Source organism: Pelagibius litoralis, from assembly GCF_011683915.1.
Lineage (GTDB): Bacteria > Pseudomonadota > Alphaproteobacteria > Kiloniellales > Kiloniellaceae > Pelagibius > Pelagibius litoralis.
Genome location: NZ_JAAQPH010000009.1, coordinates 109951 through 127116, shown reverse-complemented (window position 1 = coordinate 127116; position 17166 = coordinate 109951). Strand labels below are relative to the sequence as shown.

Genomic DNA, 17166 nt, shown 5'->3' with positions numbered 1-17166 from the left:
ATTGTTGGCAGAAACCGGACTTTCGCACCCAGTGCCGCAGCCTCCCGCTTGCCGTCGGCGGTCCCCGGCCCCATAGTTCAGTGAGATATGAGGAGAGGGGCCCATGGCCGGAGAAGAAGGATCAAACGTGGCGGTGAAGCGGTTGCGCAAGGGGCGCGCAAAAGCGGCCGACCCGGCTGTCCTGGACGAATTCACGTTGCGCCCGGACCCGGCCGATCCGCGCCTGACCGAGCGTATCGGCGGTATCGATCAGGATGGAACCCCGATTGAGACCGCCGTGGTGGTCGAGCGGCCCCTGACCCTGTTCCTGAACGGACAGGAAATCGTCACCATGATGACCATCGGCGATTACCCGGACTACCTGGCGCTTGGCTATCTGCTGAACCAGAACATGCTGCGTCCGGACGACGTGATCGAGGGTGTCGACTTCGACGCGGAACTGGATGTCGTTGTCGTGCGCACGCAGCGGGAGACGAACTACGAGGAAAAGCTGAAGAAGAAAGTGCGCACCTCCGGCTGCGCCCAGGGCACCGTCTTCGGCGACCTGATGGAGAAGTTCGAGACCGTCGCCCTGCCGAAAGACACGATGCTGAAGACATCCTGGCTGGTCAGACTGTCGAAGAAGATCAACGCGGTGCCCAGCCTTTATCTGGAGGCCGGGGCGATCCATGGCTGCGTGCTTTGCCAGGGCGACCGGCCGCTGCTTTATATGGAGGACGTCGGGCGTCACAACGCGGTCGACAAGATTGCCGGCTACATGCTGCGCCACGGCATCGCGCCCGACGACAAGATCTTTTACACCACCGGGCGCCTGACTTCGGAGATGGTGATCAAGACGGTGCAGATGGGTATCCCGATCCTGGTATCGCGCTCCGGCTTCACCGCCTGGGGCGTGGACCTGGCGCGCCAGGCCGGGCTGACCCTGGTGGGCCGCGCCAAGGGCAAGCGCTTCGTCGCCCTGGCGGGGCAGGAACGCCTGGTCTTTGACCACGATCCCGACGGCCTGGAAGACGAAAACCCGCGCCACCAGCGCAAGTCCGGCCGTACCGACGATGCCGCCTGAGGCGGAGCGGCTCCTATGACCATCGATAACAAGAACGTAGCCGGCGTGCTGCTGGCCGGTGGCCTCTCGCGGCGCATGGGCGGCGGCGACAAGTGCCTGCGCGATCTCGGCGGGCGGCCGATCCTGGCCCATATCATAGAGCGGGCGGAACCCCAGGTCGCTGCGCTGGTGTTGAACGCCAACGGCGAGGCGGCACGCTTCGATGCCTTCGGCCTGCCGGTGGCCGCCGACGTGGTGGAAGGGTTTGCCGGGCCCCTGGCGGGCATTCTGACCGGCCTGGACTGGGCGGCGGTTAACGCCCCCGGCGCCGACTGGCTGGCGAGTTTTGCCAGCGACGCGCCGTTTTTTCCGACGGACATGGTGGAGCAGATGGCCGAAGCTGTCGAGGCCGCCGGGGCGGATCTCGCCTGCGCGATCACCCATGGCAGGACCCATCCGGTTTTCGGGCTCTGGCGTGTCAGCCTGCGCGATGACCTGCGCCGGGCGATGCTGGAGGAAGAGATCCGCAAGGTCGACCGCTGGACCGCCCGCTACAAACTGGTCGCGGTGGATTTCCCCGATATCGAAACCGCCGCCGGCCCCCTGGATCCCTTCTTCAACACCAACCGCCCGGAAGACCTGGAAGAGGCGGCACGGTATTTGTAGGGCGTGAGATAAGCGCTTAATCCATTGTCCACCGAACCGGCAGCAGTTCAACATCACCAAACACTGGGATGGTATCGGCCTGTTCTTGACCAACGGCCGTGTCGAGATCGGCAACGACGGCGCCGAGCCCCCGATCTATCCGGTTGCTTTGAAGAAGATCAAACTTGTGAGGATGGCCAACTGCTTCCGGAAAGAACGCGCATTGAATGGGATGGGGAAGGGGAGAGGCAACTTTGGGTCGGGCAACGCCATTGGACCTACGATACGATCTCCAAAAGACCATGTTCGCAAAGTGTCAGCGCTGTCTCAATGCAGCTTAGCGCATCAGTGTTCGTTCTCTCGGCTAGTTCAATCAGGTCCATCTCGCCATCTGCGTAGGCAAGCAAGTTTGTGAGGCTTCGAACCTTGTCTGCAGAACCGACTGTGCTCAGTGTCGGATAAAGGCCGCGTTTACCTAGTTGAGGTTCGCAGGGAACGGTCGCGCGATAGCGGTGGTTTCCTTCCAGGACTTCCAGGCAACGGCGCATCATATCGAACCCCCCCTGAAGTCCCGCGGGCGTTACCAGAGACAAGTTGTCCAGCGAGGTGTGATACTCGGGATATGTTCCGTATTTCGAGCGCATTATTGAGACGACAGGAAGGTCTACGAGGGGGCTGCAATACTGTCTTTCGTCACTGCCGCGTTCTAGAAAACTATGAACTCTGTGCTTATTTGCGTAATTCCGGAGCACATGGAGTGCTGCACGATCCGCGAGAGTTTCCCCCTTGCGCGATGGCATGAAGGAGTAAGTCCGTTCGTCTCCGACACAGGTTAAAACGAAACCAGCCTGGGTGCGGCGCTTCAAATGATTCATGTGTTGGCTGAGGTAGATTATTGAGCCGATTGTTTCAGGTGCGAAAACCAGCCGGTATGTAAAGCGGCGATCCCTTGTTGATAACCAGTGCGCCAAAGCAGTGGCCAGGGCCGGGCCTGAGAGCTCGTTGTTGGCCATTTCCGGATGGCAAATATACGTGGAAAGTAATATCTCGTTTGTTTCCCGCCCCGGAAGAACCAGATCGGCATAGTTGAGCACCCCAGGCTGCAGGTCGGCATCGACGACTGCGTGATACCGACCCGGCCGCAAGCCGTCCCGTTGCCGCTGTGTGAGGCAGAATCCCCAACGCTTTTTATAGTATGAGGTTACGTAAGGGATGGCGTCTGGCTGTTCTGGCAAGGAATAAAGGTGCTTCTGAAGTTCGTCGAGATCCATCCATGAATCTACGGGCTCAGAATACCCCATGATGTGCAGCCCATGCCGAGACAGGTCTATCACGCGGGTCCCGCTTTCGTCCGCCACATAGGCGTCGCGGAGCGTCCATTCGTCAGGCACAACCCAGTCGAACGCTTGTACGCCGGAAGCGACCTCATGAATTTGAAGGTCCGGAAGCAGGGCCTTCAAGTAAGTTAACGTTTCTCTGACGCCGGGGCCGGATAGGCTGCGCCTCATTGGCATAAGATCGCAAATCCAGCTGTGCATTTTCCGGCCTTCGAGGAAAGCCGTTTCGTTACTGTCAGCCATGATTTCCCCGGATTAGGTCGATCCCGTCAAGTGGCGGGCGGTCAGTAAGAAAGGATATTCACCAAGAAGATTCTCTAGCGTTTGCCGTGCAATTTTGCAGGACTGCGAGATAATTTGGCCGCGTCCAAGGCTTACTTTTTTGCTGGCGCCGCGCTCAAGGCAGGCTGCGTGATAGGCCTCAAACCTCGGACTGGCTTGAGGGTCATTCAAGTTTCGCCCCGTATAGGTAATGGTTGCCGGACAGGTTTCTCCATGATCGATAATTTTGCCGGTCATTTTCACATCTGAACGATAGGGCACGCCCAATTCTCTTTCGACCCAATGCAAGAACGTAGATCCGCTATCAAGATTGAGATTACAGATCATCGCATTTTCCTTGTAAAGCCGTGCCCAGATGCTGTCAGTCCCAAAGCAACAGCGATCGATACCGGAAACCAGTACTTCAGCTTTCGCGCCGCGGGCCACAACCGACAGCATGGGATCGACAGATCGGACGCCTTCACCGGAAGTAATCAGCCAATTGCCCAAAGCCGATGTTGTAGATAAGGAATTTTGAACATCAAAGGTTCTGTCCGCCTTGTCTGAGCCAAATGAATAGGTAAACACTGGCAAGACCAGCGTACCATCATCTCCGAGAACACTGTCGAATGCCGTCAGCATCACTTGTATTAGTTCATCCATGTTTCCCGCCCCTTCGACCGGTCCGAAAAAGGCGATATTTGAATGGGAAAACACGGTCATTCCCGGGCGAATTCCGGCCTGGCGTAGTGCATGGGCAATGTCAGTGCGCGTGATCATGCGACTTTTCTTATTTCTACAACGACTTGATCGAGCCCCGAGATGGTCTGCAGGCGCCGGTCTTGGAATGACTCAGGTGTAAACTGGAACCCAAACTCAGTTTCTGCATCAAGCAGGAAATTCATCAACCCTATTGAGTCAAGACGTCCGGACGTAAACAGGTTTTCCGTCAACTTCTTATCGTCAGGAAGGGCGGCGAATTCGGGATCTTTTTGCGAAACGTAGTTGCAAGCCCAGATCTCGATTTCGGTCACGGATTAATCCTCGTTCAAAATGGCGACAGCCCGAACCGGCGCACCGTCACCATTTTTAATTTTCAGCGGTAATGCAGACAGAATGAAATCCTGTTTCGGGATCTGCGAAAGGTTGATCAAGTACTCCAGGATTATCACTCCGTTACCCAGAAGGATGTTATGGTTGGGCGAATCCAATTCACAGCCACGCCCATTCTTTGGATTATCGGGCATAGGTGCATCAAAGCCCACCAACACGACACCGCGTTCCACCAGGTAGTGGCAAGCCGCTTCAGACAGGTACGGATGGTGTGAGTAGTATTCGAGGCTATCGAGCCGATTATCCCAGCCATATCGGAAAACCAGCCGTGGCGGATGAGCGTCGCCAAGGCGCTCTTTCAACAACTCAACCGAGATTTCAGAAAAGTCCGCCAGATCCGAGAAATCCAGAACCCTGGCAGGCCCGTAACAGGAATCTAGCGGCACGTTTTCAACTGTCATGCCGCCTGGAACGAAATGCCGCGGAGCATCCACATGAGTTCCGGTATGCGTGCCCAGAGTGACTTTGCGCGTCTCGCGCCCCTCCACTTCAAAACGGCCCAACTGCGAAATCTCTACTGTCGGGTGCCAGTGCACTGGAAAGGTGATGATCCCCTCCCGAAGTTCCATTGTCAGATCAATAATCATTTCTGTGCTTCCACCAATTCCAGTACCAGCCCATTCGACAGCCGGAGCAGTGTGATAAGGCAGGATGTGTTGTTTACCATCAAACTGAAAGAGACTCTTTCACATGACGAGAACGTGCTTTCTTGCATTCCATAACATGCAGTATCACGCGCCATCAAAGCTAGGCAAGGACACCCAGGCGCGTCGAGTGTCGCTGTATCTTGCCACCCTTCAGCGGTACAAGCCTCAACCAGCACCAGATCGACCTTGAGCGAAGGCATCGGCGTCAAACAGGACCAGATACCACTTTCAGGTGACTGTACGAAGCGCAGTGACGTCAGTATTGCAGCCATTTCTTGTACATTTGGAACAGGAAGCACAGCTGAGATGATGCCGGACGGCAGGCCTGTGCGCTGTTTGGTCCAGAGAAGGCGCATATCAAGGACCGGATCAAAGAAGCATCGCACAGATCCTTCATGTGCCTTGTCCAATACCGCTAATCCACTTTGGGCAAAGGGAAGTTCATTGGCGGGGACCGGCGTCCAATCCTTCAGTGGCGCATCACTCGTGAAAACCGGTATCAAACCGGATGCTTGCGAGCCCGAAAGCGCCCCATGATCTATAAGCTCCACAGCTGCTGCGCCCGGGGCAGCCAAGGCACGAATATGATGAAGCGGTTGATAATGCTCTAGAAATGCTTTTTTACTTGGGTGGTTCGGTAGCGCTTGTTCGTCAAATCGCGTCGCATATCCGAACAACGAAAGCCGGCTCGAAGCCACATCAGTGTCCCGAGTGTTCAAAGCAATATGGCTAAGCCCTAGGATCATACTAACTATGTGCCAAAACCTGATGTAATTCCGCCCTGCGGACCTTGCCGGTGGGGCCTTGAGGCATTGCAGCTACATAGTTCAACATGTCAAGCTGGACGCGTCCAAATCGGCTCCGGACAAGTTTCTGCAAAGTGGCAAACAATGCTTCGTCGCCTTCGCAAGGCGGTCCCTCCAAAGCCAGAACGACCTTTTGTCCCAGCGCAACATCCGGCAAGCCTGTGACGCAGTAGCGCCGTCCGGCCAAGGCTTCGACCATTACCGATTCCAGGTCAAGCGGATTGACGTTGACGCCCCCCCGAAGAATGATGTCGTCGCTACGACCTAATATCGTAAGAGCGCCGGAATCTGTAGTGCGCGCCAAGTCGCTGGTGCGGAAAAGGCTATCAGGATGGCCTATCTCACCTTCCTGCAGATATCCCAGGAAGGCATAAGGGGTGGCAATTGATAAGATGCCTGAGGAATCGAAACTCAGTTCCACTTCCGCCAATGGGCGGCCGACTGTGCCGAATTGAGGCCTCTCAGCATCGTCTACGCTTATATACAACAGTTCGGACAGCCCATAAGACTGAAGTGGGGGGAGGCCGTAAGTCGCGTGGAACGCTTCAGCGTGAGCTTTTTCCAGAGCGCCGGTCCCAACGAAAATACGCCTCAGGCTCTTGGGTACTCTTTTTTCAGTTCTATCAAGTCGGGTTATCAAAGACAGCATGGTCGGGGATACCCATAAACACGACACTGCATTGTCGTTTATAATATTCCAAAATGTCAGTGCAATCCGGGTATCGAAGGCTGGATAGATGACAACCGAGGCTCCCGCTTGAAGTGGAGCAATAATCCCGTTGAAGATCCCAGCCATGTAGTACATCGGCATTACGTTCAAGAATGTGTCGTCGGCACCAATACCGGCTTGGGCGTTAAAAGCCTTGGAACATTTGAGATAACTCTCAGCAGCATGAACTATGCCTTTTGGTGTCCCCGTCGAACCGCTCGTAAAAGTGATAGTAAACGGAGTCCGAGGTGGAACCGGTTCAGGCATGAGTGGTTCGAACTCCATTAAACATTCGGCACGAAACCCTGCTTGGTTCTCCGGAATGTTCCTACTCGTCGCGTCGACTATGACGGTGGCGCCGCAACTCTGAGCCAACGGGCCGATGTCGGAATCGCTGGCGTCGGCATGTTGTATGGTCACAGTCATTCCATGGCGCATCGCGGCCAATAGGATCAGGGCCGACTCCAACGTGTTGTCGAAGCGCGCCACGAAACAGCTGCCCGGCTTAACACCTGAGTTTGCGAGCCATCCTGCCGTACGGTCAAGCCAGTCAGTTAAATCCCGGCCGACAATCTGACGCTTGGTTCCCTGTGAAAAATCCGTCAGCACGGGAGTATGTATCTCCGCCAGCTGAGCAAAGAATTTGTCGATCTGATCCGTCATGCATACCCTTGTCTTAGAGATTTTCCTGTTCGTGACCAAAGTATTCTTTCAAGGGAAAACGATGACGAAAGCCGGTTGCATCGCTCGACGAACGGAGTGCCTTTGCTTTACGCTCCACCAAATCTTGCGGAGCTTCTGACTGGCTGTCATTGCAGACTTCGCAGATCAAAGATCGTGGGTCCACGTCATACTTTACCGCAGCGTCTTCGATGACACCCATATAGCTTGAATGGAAGCCGGCATATCCACAGATCAAATCGACACTATCGTGGCCGACTTGCTTGAGCAGAGGTCGAATCAAGGCTTCGGACGTGTCGAGAAGTCTGAACAAATCAATGTGTTGTAGCTTGCCTTCGCGCTTCAGAATGGCCACGAAGTGTTCGGTCATGGTGTTGCCGGTGCAACGGCCCATGCCTTGCAAAGAACAATCAATGATGGCCGCGCCATTTTTTTCAGCCTCAAGCGCGTTGGCTACCGCCAAGCCCAGGTTGTTGTGAGCATGAAAACCGAAGGGTAGATCCTGTACACGTTCGCAATATTGGCGCGCCTGGTCTGGGGTCATGTTACCGGCCGAATCAACGACATAAACGTAGTCGGCTCCCCATTGCACAGCGCAACGCGCGGCTTTCTCGAACTCAATTGGTGGCTTGGCGTAAGACTTCATGAAATTCACGCACACCATAATTCCAGCCGATTTGGCCTTCTCGATAAAAGGGCGCACGCTATCGTAAGAATCTATGCTGGCTCCAAAACGCAGAAATCCAATTTTGTGTTCGATACAGGCGTCAAGGTGGGACAGGTCGCAAATGCCGGGTATCGCAAACATGCCCCATTGCCCATTCTGCACCGCCTCTGCAGCAGCCTGCATGTAAATCTCGTCGGACTCACGGGCTTCGCCCTGCCCGCTCTTTGATGCATTGAGCCCGACACCATGGCCAACCTCGATCAAGTCGATCCCAGCGTCATCAAGCTCGGCGGCGATGATGGCAGTTTGTTGCCGATCAAAGCCAAAGTTGATCAAGTAAGAGCCGTCGCGTAGCGTCGTATCCAGAATTTTCATTGACCTGGTTGTCCAATAAGAAATGTTGATTCGTTAAAATGTTATTGGAATAGTCGTCATTCCGCAACGTACCTAGTAGTGAAAATGTGTTAACTACTAGTAACGTTCTATTGCTCGCTTGGAAAAAAATGGGCGGCTATTTTGATAACTCGAACTCGCTGAGGAGTGATTTTGTCTTACGACCCGAGAACTGCATGGGAGAGCGCCTATCGTTCCCAGACGGAGATTGCCTATCCAGCTGAGGGCGTAATCCGAATCTTCAAAGGGCGCTTCCCAAAACTCAATCTGCCTACAGAGCACAAAGGCCTTTCAATCTTGGATTTAGGCTGCGGTGATGGTCGGCATCTCCCCTTTTTTGCCAGCTTGGGATTCGAAGTCTCGGCGGTAGAAATCAGTGACAATTTATGTGAATCGCTTCAACAGAAAATGTCCAGCATCAGCGTTCCTGTAGATATCCGATGTGGGCACGCCGGTAATATACCGTTTGATAACGGCAGCTTTGATCGACTGCTAACTTGGAACAGTTGCTATTACATGTCAGCGGGTGAGGAGAATTTCCAAGATCACGTGAAGGAAATGGCGCGTGTTATCAAACCAGGAGGTTGGATAATTGCTTCGATACCTAAAAAGATGAGCTTTATTTTCAACGGCAGCGAACCTGCGAATTCACCAGGCTATCGCGTTATTCGTGACGACTATTTTGGGGCGCGGAACGGCGAAGTGATGCGCTGCTTAGAAAATCAGGTCGATTTGGAGGAATCTTTTTGCCAGGAATTCGAAGGCTTCTGCCACGCAGATATTGATATGAATTGGTTTGGGCTTGCGTATCACTGGCATGTTTTCTGCGCGCGTAAGAAAAGCTAGCGAGACTCCTGTAATCTATCTGACCCCTTCCTTTCGCCTGGAGTGGGCGAACGGAAGTGCGCCCGCTATGTTCCGGGCTTCACGGACCAGCGATCCATGGTTGCGCGGGTATCGTCGAAGGAGACGATACCGGCGTCGGAGCCGAGGCCGGTTGCCACAAGGCCGGCGGCGGCCTGGGCGAAGCGAAGACCTTCTTCCGGGTCCATCTTGTGGTGCAGCGCGCAGATGAAGCCGGCGTCGAAGGCGTCGCCGCAGCCGGTGGTATCGACGATGTCGATTTCGTAGGCGGGCACCTGCAGACGGATGCCGTCTTTGTGTGCGTAGAAGGCGCCGTCGCCGCCCAGGGTAAAGATGCAGCAGGCGGCCCCGCGGTCGAGATAGTAGGCGGCGCAGTCCGCCGGGCCGCTTTGCCCGGACATGTCCTGCGCCTCTTCGATCGACGGCATGAAGTAGTCGATGAAGGGCAGCATCGGCTCCACGATGGCCTTGGTTTCCGCCGTGGCGGCGATGAGATCGAAGGTCGTGGTGCAGCCGCGCTTCTTGGCTTCCTCCAGAAGCCGCCGGCTGGGCTCGCCGTCGAGCTTCTTCAGAAGCCCGGTGCCGCCAAGGTGCACGATGGGTGCGGCAAAGACCTGGTCGTAGAAGGCGGGCAGGAGATCGAAGTGGTCGGAGGCGCCGCGCACATGCAGGGCCGGGCGTTCGCCGTTGGGCCTGATGTTGAGGATCGTTGCCGACGTCGGCACGCCATCGAGGCGCTGCATGGCGGAGACGTCGATCCCGTGCTTGGCGAGGGTCGCCAGAACCCAGTCGGCCTTTTCATCGTTGCCGACGGCGCCGACGGCCAGGCTTTTCAATCCCAGCTTTGCTGTATCGACCACGGTGCCGCCCGCCGTGCCGGCAACCGTCAGGCGGATCTCCTCGATGAAGTCGACGTTGCCGCGCTCCGGTATCTTGCTGACCGGCCGCCCCAGCACGTCCAGTATGTAGAGCCCGATGACCGATACATCATGTGCCATGCCTGTTCACCCCCTTCAAAGCGTCACACGTGCACCGTTCCTGAAGACCAGTATCCTGTCGCGTGGAAAGCTCAGCTGAACGGTTCCGTCCGCTGCAACCGGTGCCGGCCCGTCAGCCTTCACCTTGATGACTGCCGATCCGACGGCGATCCTGGCGAGGTTGCGCCCGGCGATGCCGATGGTCTGTTCCGTCACCCGCCCCTCGACCGATCCGGGCCCTGGCTCGCTGTGCATCAGAACGTTTTCCGGTCTGATGCCAAGGACGATCTCACCGCCGCCGAGATCCGAGGCGACATCCAGCGGTGAGTCCAGGATCGTTGCGTGAAGCTGGTTGCCACGCCGCTCCGCGGCGATGAAATTCATGCCGGGATTGCCCAGGAACCAGCCGCCGAACTCGGTCGAGGGATCGTTGTAGAGGCGCCGCGGCGCGTCATACTGAACGATGCTGCCGTCTTTCATCAGGGCGATCCGGTCAGCCAGGGTCATCGCCTCGGTCTGGTCGTGGGTGACATAGACGATGGTCTGCTTCAGGCGCTGGGTAACCGCCTTGAAGGTTCTGATCAGCTGAAGCTTGGCGTTGACCTCTACATTGGTGGTCGGCTCGTCGAACAGCACGATATCGGTCTGGCGTGCGACCGAACGGCCGACGGCGACCTTTTGCCGGCTACCGGCGTCCAGGTCGTCGATAAAGGCCCGGGCCTGCTTGCGCATGTCGAGAAGGTCTAGAACTTCCTCTACCCGCCGCTCGCGTTCGCCGCGCGAAAGGCTGCGGTCGTGCTTTAGCGGCTGGGCGATATTCTCGGCGACGCTCAGGGTCGGGTACATCACCGGGTACTGGAAGACCATGCCGATGTTGCGTTTGCGCGGCGGCAGCTGGGTGACGTCGCGCTCGCCGAAAAGGATGCGGCCGCTGCTCGGCGTCTCCAGGCCCGCGATCATGCGCATCAGCGTCGTCTTGCCGCAGCCGGAGGGGCCGAGCAGGCAGGTGACATCACCGTCGGAGAAGCGGATGTCGAGGTCGTCGACGGCCGTGAAGGTACCGAATCTCTTGGTCACGTGATCGATGATGATGTCGGCCATCAGGCGGCTCCCCGGCCGATCCGCGCGCCGCTCCCGGCATCGAAGATCACGATGTCTCGCGGCTCCACGGCAAAGCCCTGCGAAGACTGAAAGGCGGGTGCCGGGCTGTCGCCGACGGGGTAGGCGGCGGTCAGCGCCTGACCGTTCGAGTCCAGGTAGACGACATACTCGCTGCCCAGATCCTCGACCAGCCGGACCTCAGCCGAAGCGGCGATGCCCTGGTTGCCGCCCAGCTTGATCGCTTCGGGCCGGATGCCGATGACGACCTCTCCCGGGGTGTCGCGGTGTAGAGGAATGCGGAAGGGGCCGGCCTCGAGAAGCCCGCTGCTGTGCCGGCCGCCGATCAGGTTTGCGCGGGGAAAGCCGATCAACTCCATGGCCCTCAGATGGTCTGGCTCGCGGTAAACGGTTTCGACGCTGCCGTCCTGAACCTTGCGACCCTTGTCGAGGACGATGAGCCGCTCGGCCATGGTCAAGGCCTCCATCGAGTCCGAGGTGGCGTAGAGGAAGGTCGCCTTCAGTTCCGTCTGCAGCGACTTCAATTCGTCCATCAGGCGCTCGCGCAGCTTGTAATCCAGGCCGACCAGCGGGTCGTCCAGAACGAAGACGCTGGCATCGTGCAGCAGCCCGCGGGCGACGGCGGTGCGCTGTTTTTCGCCGCCGGAGAGCAGGTCCGGCGTCTTCTCCAGAAGATGGGTGATCGAGAGGATGCCCGCCGCCCTGTCGACCCGCCTGGCGATCTCGTCCTTTGGACGGCGCGCCAGGGTGAGGGGGTAGGCGATGTTCTGATAGACCGTGAGGTGCGGATAGAGCGCGAAGCTTTGCGGAACGTAGCCGACCTGCCGATTGGCGGGCCCGATCCGGGTGATATCCGTACCATTGAGGATGATCGATCCGCTGTCCGGCGTCTCCAGCCCGACGAGCAGGCGGAAGAGAACAGACTTGCCGCACTTGGGCGGGCCGCAGAAAACCGTGAAGCTCTCCGGCTCGATGTCGAGATCCAGACTGTCGATCGCCAGATCAGCACCGAAGCGTTTTGTCAGGGATTGAAAGGAAACCGACATCAGCGCCCCAACTGACTGAGAATGGGTACCAGCAGGATACCGACGCCGAAGACCATTACGACGATCCCCAGAATAATCACGATCATCCGCAGGCTCTTCCCGACGGAAGCGTCCTTGGGAATGTTGCCGACGGCGATCTGCAGCAGAGTCGAAACCACCAGGATCACCAGACCGAGCTGGATCAGCTCAAAGACCGCGCGCGGCGCGAAGGTGATCAGCAGGATGCCGGTAATCATCGAGAGGATGAGAACCCGCTCGGCTTTTTCCTGGAACGACAGGCCGCGGCGCATCAGACCTCACCCCGGACGGTACCGAAGGTCATGCCGGCCAGAAGGTATTTCTGGAACAGGTAGATGAAAACGATCGGTGGGATGATGTAGATGGTCGTCAAGGTGGCGATGAAGGTCCAGTTCAGGCCGCCGTCGGAATAGGTGCCGACCGCCAGGGCATAGGGAATGTTCTGGGTCGACACGCCGCCGACGATGAAATTGAACAGGAACTCGTTCCACACGAAGATCATGTTGAAGATGAAAGCCGCGATCAGGCCGGGTTTCAGCTGCGGCAGCACGACCCTGAAGATGACATGCAGCCACGACCCGCCGTTCACCAGGCCGGTCTCGTCGAAGCGCACCGAAACGCCGTCAAGAAAGCCTTTGAGGATCCAGACCGAAAAGGGGATCGAGAACATGGCGTAGAAGAGGATCAGGGCGATGTGCGAGTCCTTCCAGCCGAAGTTCGCATACATCAGGTAAACCGGCAGGATGACCGCCGGCGCCGGCAGCATGCGGATCGACAGCAGGATGAACATCAGGAAGTTGGTGCCCTTCGGCTTGAAGCGCGAGAAGCAGAAGGCCGCCAGGAAAGAAACCACCACGGCGATCACCACCGCCGAGAGGGAAAGGACGACGGAGTTGGCGAACTGCAACACGAAGGAGGTGTTGCGGTCCAGCAGGTCGAGGTAGTTGTCGAAGGTCGGGCTGAAGATCAGCTTGGGCGGTACCGCCAGGATGTCGTTGCGCGTCTTGAAGGAAGACATGACGATCCAGGCGACCGGCGCGAAGAACAGCAGCGAGGTCAGCCACAGGACCGCGTAGTAGCCCTTTCTTTTCAGCGACTCCGCGTTCATGTCTCGCCTCCCGCCGCGCTGTCTTTCCGGCGGCGCAGGTTGAGCACGTAGATGAAGACCGAGGTCATGGCGATGGATATCAGAAGCAGCAGCACCGCATAGGCCGAGGAAAAGCCCATGTTGAAACTCTCGAAGGCCTGCTTGTTCAGCTCCACCGCGACCAGGCGGGTCTGCTGCCCCGGTCCGCCCTTTGTCATCGGGATGATGAGATCGAGGGTCTTGAAGGAATCGATGGTACGCAGCAGCACGCCCAGCATGATGATGAACTTGCCGTGGTGCCAGATCACCAGGCGCACCCTTTGCCACCAGGGCAGGCGGTCGACCTCCGCCGCCTCCAGCTCCGCCTTGGGCACCGAGCCGAGGGCGGCCAGCGTCATCAGGGTCATGAAAGGCGTCCACATCCAGCAGTCGACCGCGACCACGGCCCAGTAGGCAAAGGTCGGGTCGCCCAGAAAGTCGATGGGGTGATCGGCGCCGAGGCCCCGCAGGATCGCGTTCAATACCCCGAAAGTCGGGTCGTAGATAAAGCGCCAGAAGGTACCGGTGGCGACCGGCGTCAGCACCATGGGCGTAAAGAGCATTGTCAGGGCGATGCGCCGGCCGGGCATATTCTTCGAGCCCCAGAACAGGAAGCCCAGCAGAATGCCCAGGGCGGTCTGGATCGAGACCGCCGAGCCGACGAAGATGAAAGTGCGCGAGAGGTCGGCCCAGATGTTGTTCTTGTTATAGAAGATCTGGACGAAATTGCGAAAGCCGATGAACTCCGGCGGCATGCCGCTGGTCAGTGAGAAGTTATGGAACGACAGCCCGAGCAGCCAGAGCGTCGGGATGGTGTTGAAGACGATGAAAAAGCAGAGCACCGGGGCGAGCAGAAAGAGAACCAGAATGCGCCGGTCATCGAAGAGGCTCTTCCGGGGGCTTGCCACCTTTGAACCGCCGGACTGGGAGACTGCGGCCATCGGGCCTCCTGCTTGAAGCGTGGCGACGCGGGCCCGCCGGGGCCGCGCGCCGCCACACGAGAGAACGTCAGGTTACTACAGGTTGGCCGTGATGCAGGCCCGCGTTGGATCGATCGTCGCCGAGCCGGCATCCACCAGGATCTGCTGCTGCTGGCAGGCGGCGTAGGTCAGCGCCTGCATCGGATCGCTGGTCTGGCCGGTCATATAGGAGGTAAAGGCCTCCTGCTGCACCGCCAGCATCTCGGCATACTTGGGATGATGCCAGAAGTCGCGTGAGCGGCCCGGCTCCAGCATGAACTTGTAGGCCTGGTTCCAGGGGTTGATGCTGTCGAAGTCGGACCGCGTCAGGGTCGGCTTGTCGCAGGGATTGCCGCCGCGCCTGGCGAACTCCAGCGTGGTTTCCGGCTGGTACCACCAGTTCATAAAGTCGATGGCGACGCGCATCTTTTCCTGGTCATTGTAGGCGTTGATCACCCAGGGCTGACCGCCCATGGTGTAGACGCGGCGCGCATCGGCGCCGGTGCCGTGCTTCGGCGGCGCCACCACCATCACCTTGTCTTTCATCTCTTCGGTGATCATGGCGAGGCCGACGGCCGCCCATTGGAAGCAGGAGAAGACCTTGCCCTGGGTGAAGACGTCGATCTGTTCGGCGATGCCGTAGTTGACCGCACCCGGCGGCTGGTACTTCAGCCAGGATTTCATCTGCTCCATGGCCTTGGCGTTGATGTCGGAATTCAGGATGCCTTCGACCTGCGCGGTCGCGGCGTCCCAGACTTCGCCGCCCTGGCTGAACATGAAGGGATAGAGGTAACAGGTGACGAAGTCGTAGACCCGGCTGTATTGCATCGCCGTGCCCCAGATCTGGTCGTCAGGCCGGTTGAAGTGGTCGGCGACCTTCTCGAACTCCGCCATGGTCAGGTCTTCGAAGTCCTCGAAGGTCTGCGGCAGTTTGGCGCCGTATTTCTTCTCGAAGGCGGCGGCCTCGGCCGGGTCCTGCAACATGTCCTTGCGCAGGAACAGCGCGATGGTGTCGCCTTCCTGCGGCAGGCCCCAGATGTTTTTCGTGCCGTCGGGGTAGATCATGTAGGTATCGACGACGGTCTGCGAGTACCAGTCGAGCTGCAGCGACTGGTTCTGGGCGATGATGTCGTTCAGCTGAAGGATCCAGCCCGGCTCGGCCAGCGCGCCGATCCATTGGGAATCGGAAATAATGATGTTGTATTCCTGGCTGCGTGTGGCCAGAGAGGTCGCCGCTTTCTGGAAAAGATCGGAGAAGGGCGCTTCGGCGAAGGCGAACTCGACCTCGTAGCCGTACTTTTCCTTCACGTACTCGTTGAACAGTGGTGACATTTTCACGCCGAGCGAAGAAGGCAGCCAGCCGGCGATGCCCAGAATGCTCATGTCGATTTTCTTGCCGGCGAGGGGATGCGGCTCCTTGCCGAAAACCCTGGATGCGATGGGCATGTTCAGTGCGGCGGCGGCTGTCATGGCGCCGGCACCTTTCAACAGTTTACGGCGTGGCAGGCTGAATCGGTTACGGCCTTCAGGATGATTACTCTGCGTCATCTGGTGTTCCTCCCGTTTCGTTGCTTACACCCTGTCACCAGCCCTATTGAACGCGTCTGAGAATGCAGATCAGCTTCGCAATGGTCTGGTCATCCAGTGATTTTTGTTACATTCTTCGAAGTGATGGCGACAAATGTCAACAGCAAAGCGGGAATCAAAGTCCGGCAACGATCGCGCAGCCTGGTCGCGGGCAGTGGTGTTGCCGTGCCTCTGCGTTTTCGCAGCGACCCCGTTATCTGGGCCGGATGGCTCTATTTTCATGACGGCCTGACTCAGCACGAGGTGGCCGAGGTCATGGGCGTATCCCGTGCCACGGTGAACGCTTATGTGGCGGAGGCGCGGGCAAGGGGCGTGGTGACCGTGCGCATGGACCCGCGCTGGCTCACCTCTATCGCCCTCGCAAAAAGCCTGAGCGAAAAGTACGGCCTTGCCGACGCAGTGGTCATTCCTGATGCCGGAACCGAAGGCCTGGAGCAGCGCATCGGATCGGCGGCGGCCGAATTGCTTGTCACGCTTCTTGAACCGGGCGATGTTCTGGGCGTTGCCTGGGGCCGCACGGTGATGGCCATGACCCAGAGTGTCAGCAGCACCAACCGCGGCCTCGTCAAGGATCTCTCGGTGGCACAGATCATGGGCGGCACGACCGGCACGATGGACCTGTCGCCGGAGGTCTGTGCGTCCCTGCTGGCGGAACGGCTCGGCGCCCGTTGTATCTATCTGACCGCGCCCGGCATCGTGTCGTCGAAAAGGGTAAGAAGCATCCTGCTGCAGGAGCCGATCCTGCGCGATCAGCTTGCGATTCTGCGCAAAGCCACCAAGGTGGTCTTCGGCGTTGGTTCCACAAAACCGGACAGCCTGATCTATACCTCTGGCCTGATTGACCGCAAGTCGACACCCAGCCAGAACGGCGTCGAAGCAGCGGCCGTCGTCGCCTGCCGTTTCGTGACCGCGGAGGGAAAGCCGATCCACGATGCCTATGATGAGCGGATCATCGGGCTGTCGCTGTCCGAACTGGTGGCGATCGATGTCCGCATCGCCGTAGCGGGCGGGCCGGACAAGATCGAGGCGATCCGCGCCTGCCTTCTGGGTGGTTACGCCAGTGTGCTGGTGACCGATGCCGCCACGGCGGAGGCCCTGGTTCAGGACTGATGTACGACCGGCGCGGCAAGTGACCGGCGAGCCAAGAAAATGAAAGCATGAGGGAGGCG

Annotated in this window: 18 protein-coding genes; 4 read left to right on the top strand and 14 right to left on the bottom strand. The window is 58.2% G+C overall.

Annotated elements, in window-relative coordinates:
* The first annotated feature begins 103 nt into the window (after positions 1 to 103).
* On the top strand, positions 104 to 1063 hold the full coding sequence (locus tag HBA54_RS13220) for a formate dehydrogenase accessory sulfurtransferase FdhD (RefSeq protein ID WP_167225276.1): 960 nt from the start codon (positions 104 to 106) through the stop codon (positions 1061 to 1063).
* 15 nt (positions 1064 to 1078) lie between these two features.
* On the top strand, positions 1079 to 1708 hold the full coding sequence (mobA, locus tag HBA54_RS13215; protein WP_167225274.1) for a molybdenum cofactor guanylyltransferase MobA: 630 nt from the start codon (positions 1079 to 1081) through the stop codon (positions 1706 to 1708).
* A 257-nt stretch (positions 1709 to 1965) separates the two neighbouring features.
* On the opposite strand, the gene HBA54_RS13210 is transcribed toward mobA, so the two are convergent.
* Genes HBA54_RS13210 through HBA54_RS13180 form a run of 7 tightly spaced genes read right to left on the bottom strand, consistent with a single transcriptional unit; the run spans position 1966 to position 8283 of the window.
* Positions 1966 to 3267, bottom strand: coding sequence for a DUF4910 domain-containing protein (locus tag HBA54_RS13210; RefSeq protein ID WP_205944629.1), 1302 nt, complete (start codon positions 3265 to 3267; stop codon positions 1966 to 1968).
* 12 nt (positions 3268 to 3279) lie between these two features.
* Entirely contained in the window at positions 3280 to 4065 is a 786-nt protein-coding gene (locus HBA54_RS13205) for an AAC(3) family N-acetyltransferase (RefSeq protein ID WP_167225272.1), read from the bottom strand.
* The gene (locus HBA54_RS29060) at positions 4062 to 4319 is read right to left on the bottom strand and encodes a phosphopantetheine-binding protein (RefSeq protein ID WP_167225270.1); all 258 of its coding nucleotides are present in this window, start codon (positions 4317 to 4319) and stop codon (positions 4062 to 4064) included. Before HBA54_RS29060 ends, HBA54_RS13205 begins: the two co-directional genes overlap by 4 nt.
* A 3-nt stretch (positions 4320 to 4322) precedes the next feature.
* The gene (locus HBA54_RS13195) at positions 4323 to 4985 is read right to left on the bottom strand and encodes a cyclase family protein (protein ID WP_167225268.1); all 663 of its coding nucleotides are present in this window, start codon (positions 4983 to 4985) and stop codon (positions 4323 to 4325) included.
* The gene (locus HBA54_RS13190) at positions 4982 to 5743 is read right to left on the bottom strand and encodes a hypothetical protein (protein ID WP_167225266.1); all 762 of its coding nucleotides are present in this window, start codon (positions 5741 to 5743) and stop codon (positions 4982 to 4984) included. The genes HBA54_RS13195 and HBA54_RS13190 overlap by 4 nt, the downstream gene beginning before the upstream one ends.
* A gap of 49 nt (positions 5744 to 5792) precedes the next feature.
* Positions 5793 to 7223, bottom strand: coding sequence for a class I adenylate-forming enzyme family protein (locus tag HBA54_RS13185; RefSeq protein ID WP_167225264.1), 1431 nt, complete (start codon positions 7221 to 7223; stop codon positions 5793 to 5795).
* A gap of 13 nt (positions 7224 to 7236) precedes the next feature.
* Positions 7237 to 8283, bottom strand: a complete 1047-nt coding sequence (locus tag HBA54_RS13180; protein WP_167225262.1) for a hydroxymethylglutaryl-CoA lyase-like TIM-barrel protein — start codon at positions 8281 to 8283, stop codon at positions 7237 to 7239.
* Between the two features lie 171 nt (positions 8284 to 8454).
* Here HBA54_RS13180 and HBA54_RS13175 point away from each other — a divergent pair, with 171 nt between their 5' ends.
* The gene (locus HBA54_RS13175; RefSeq protein ID WP_167225260.1) at positions 8455 to 9147 is read left to right on the top strand and encodes a class I SAM-dependent methyltransferase; all 693 of its coding nucleotides are present in this window, start codon (positions 8455 to 8457) and stop codon (positions 9145 to 9147) included.
* 65 nt (positions 9148 to 9212) lie between these two features.
* Here HBA54_RS13175 and HBA54_RS13170 read toward each other — a convergent pair whose 3' ends face one another.
* The 7 genes from HBA54_RS13170 to HBA54_RS13140 all read right to left on the bottom strand — a co-directional run bounded on the left by HBA54_RS13170 (position 9213) and on the right by HBA54_RS13140 (position 15958).
* Positions 9213 to 10163, bottom strand: a complete 951-nt coding sequence (locus HBA54_RS13170) for a carbohydrate kinase family protein (RefSeq protein WP_167225258.1) — start codon at positions 10161 to 10163, stop codon at positions 9213 to 9215.
* 15 nt (positions 10164 to 10178) lie between these two features.
* Positions 10179 to 11243: an ABC transporter ATP-binding protein gene (locus HBA54_RS13165; protein ID WP_167225256.1), complete on the bottom strand. Its 1065-nt coding sequence runs from the start codon at positions 11241 to 11243 to the stop codon at positions 10179 to 10181.
* A complete protein-coding gene (locus tag HBA54_RS13160; protein WP_167225253.1) occupies positions 11243 to 12307 on the bottom strand; it encodes an ABC transporter ATP-binding protein in 1065 nt (354 codons plus the stop codon). The genes HBA54_RS13165 and HBA54_RS13160 overlap by 1 nt, the downstream gene beginning before the upstream one ends.
* Positions 12307 to 12597 carry a hypothetical protein gene (locus HBA54_RS13155; RefSeq protein WP_167225251.1) on the bottom strand — a complete coding sequence of 97 codons (291 nt, stop codon included), beginning with the start codon at positions 12595 to 12597 and terminating at the stop codon, positions 12307 to 12309. The genes HBA54_RS13160 and HBA54_RS13155 overlap by 1 nt, the downstream gene beginning before the upstream one ends.
* Positions 12597 to 13433, bottom strand: a complete 837-nt coding sequence (locus HBA54_RS13150; protein ID WP_167225249.1) for a carbohydrate ABC transporter permease — start codon at positions 13431 to 13433, stop codon at positions 12597 to 12599. The genes HBA54_RS13155 and HBA54_RS13150 overlap by 1 nt, the downstream gene beginning before the upstream one ends.
* Positions 13430 to 14392: a carbohydrate ABC transporter permease gene (locus tag HBA54_RS13145; RefSeq protein ID WP_167225247.1), complete on the bottom strand. Its 963-nt coding sequence runs from the start codon at positions 14390 to 14392 to the stop codon at positions 13430 to 13432. Before HBA54_RS13145 ends, HBA54_RS13150 begins: the two co-directional genes overlap by 4 nt.
* A 75-nt stretch (positions 14393 to 14467) precedes the next feature.
* Positions 14468 to 15958 carry an ABC transporter substrate-binding protein gene (locus HBA54_RS13140; RefSeq protein ID WP_167225245.1) on the bottom strand — a complete coding sequence of 497 codons (1491 nt, stop codon included), beginning with the start codon at positions 15956 to 15958 and terminating at the stop codon, positions 14468 to 14470.
* Positions 15959 to 16081: 123 nt separating this feature from the next.
* Between HBA54_RS13140 and HBA54_RS13135 the strand changes: the two genes are divergently transcribed.
* Entirely contained in the window at positions 16082 to 17107 is a 1026-nt protein-coding gene (locus HBA54_RS13135) for a sugar-binding transcriptional regulator (RefSeq protein WP_167225243.1), read from the top strand.
* The last annotated feature ends 59 nt before the right edge of the window (positions 17108 to 17166 follow it).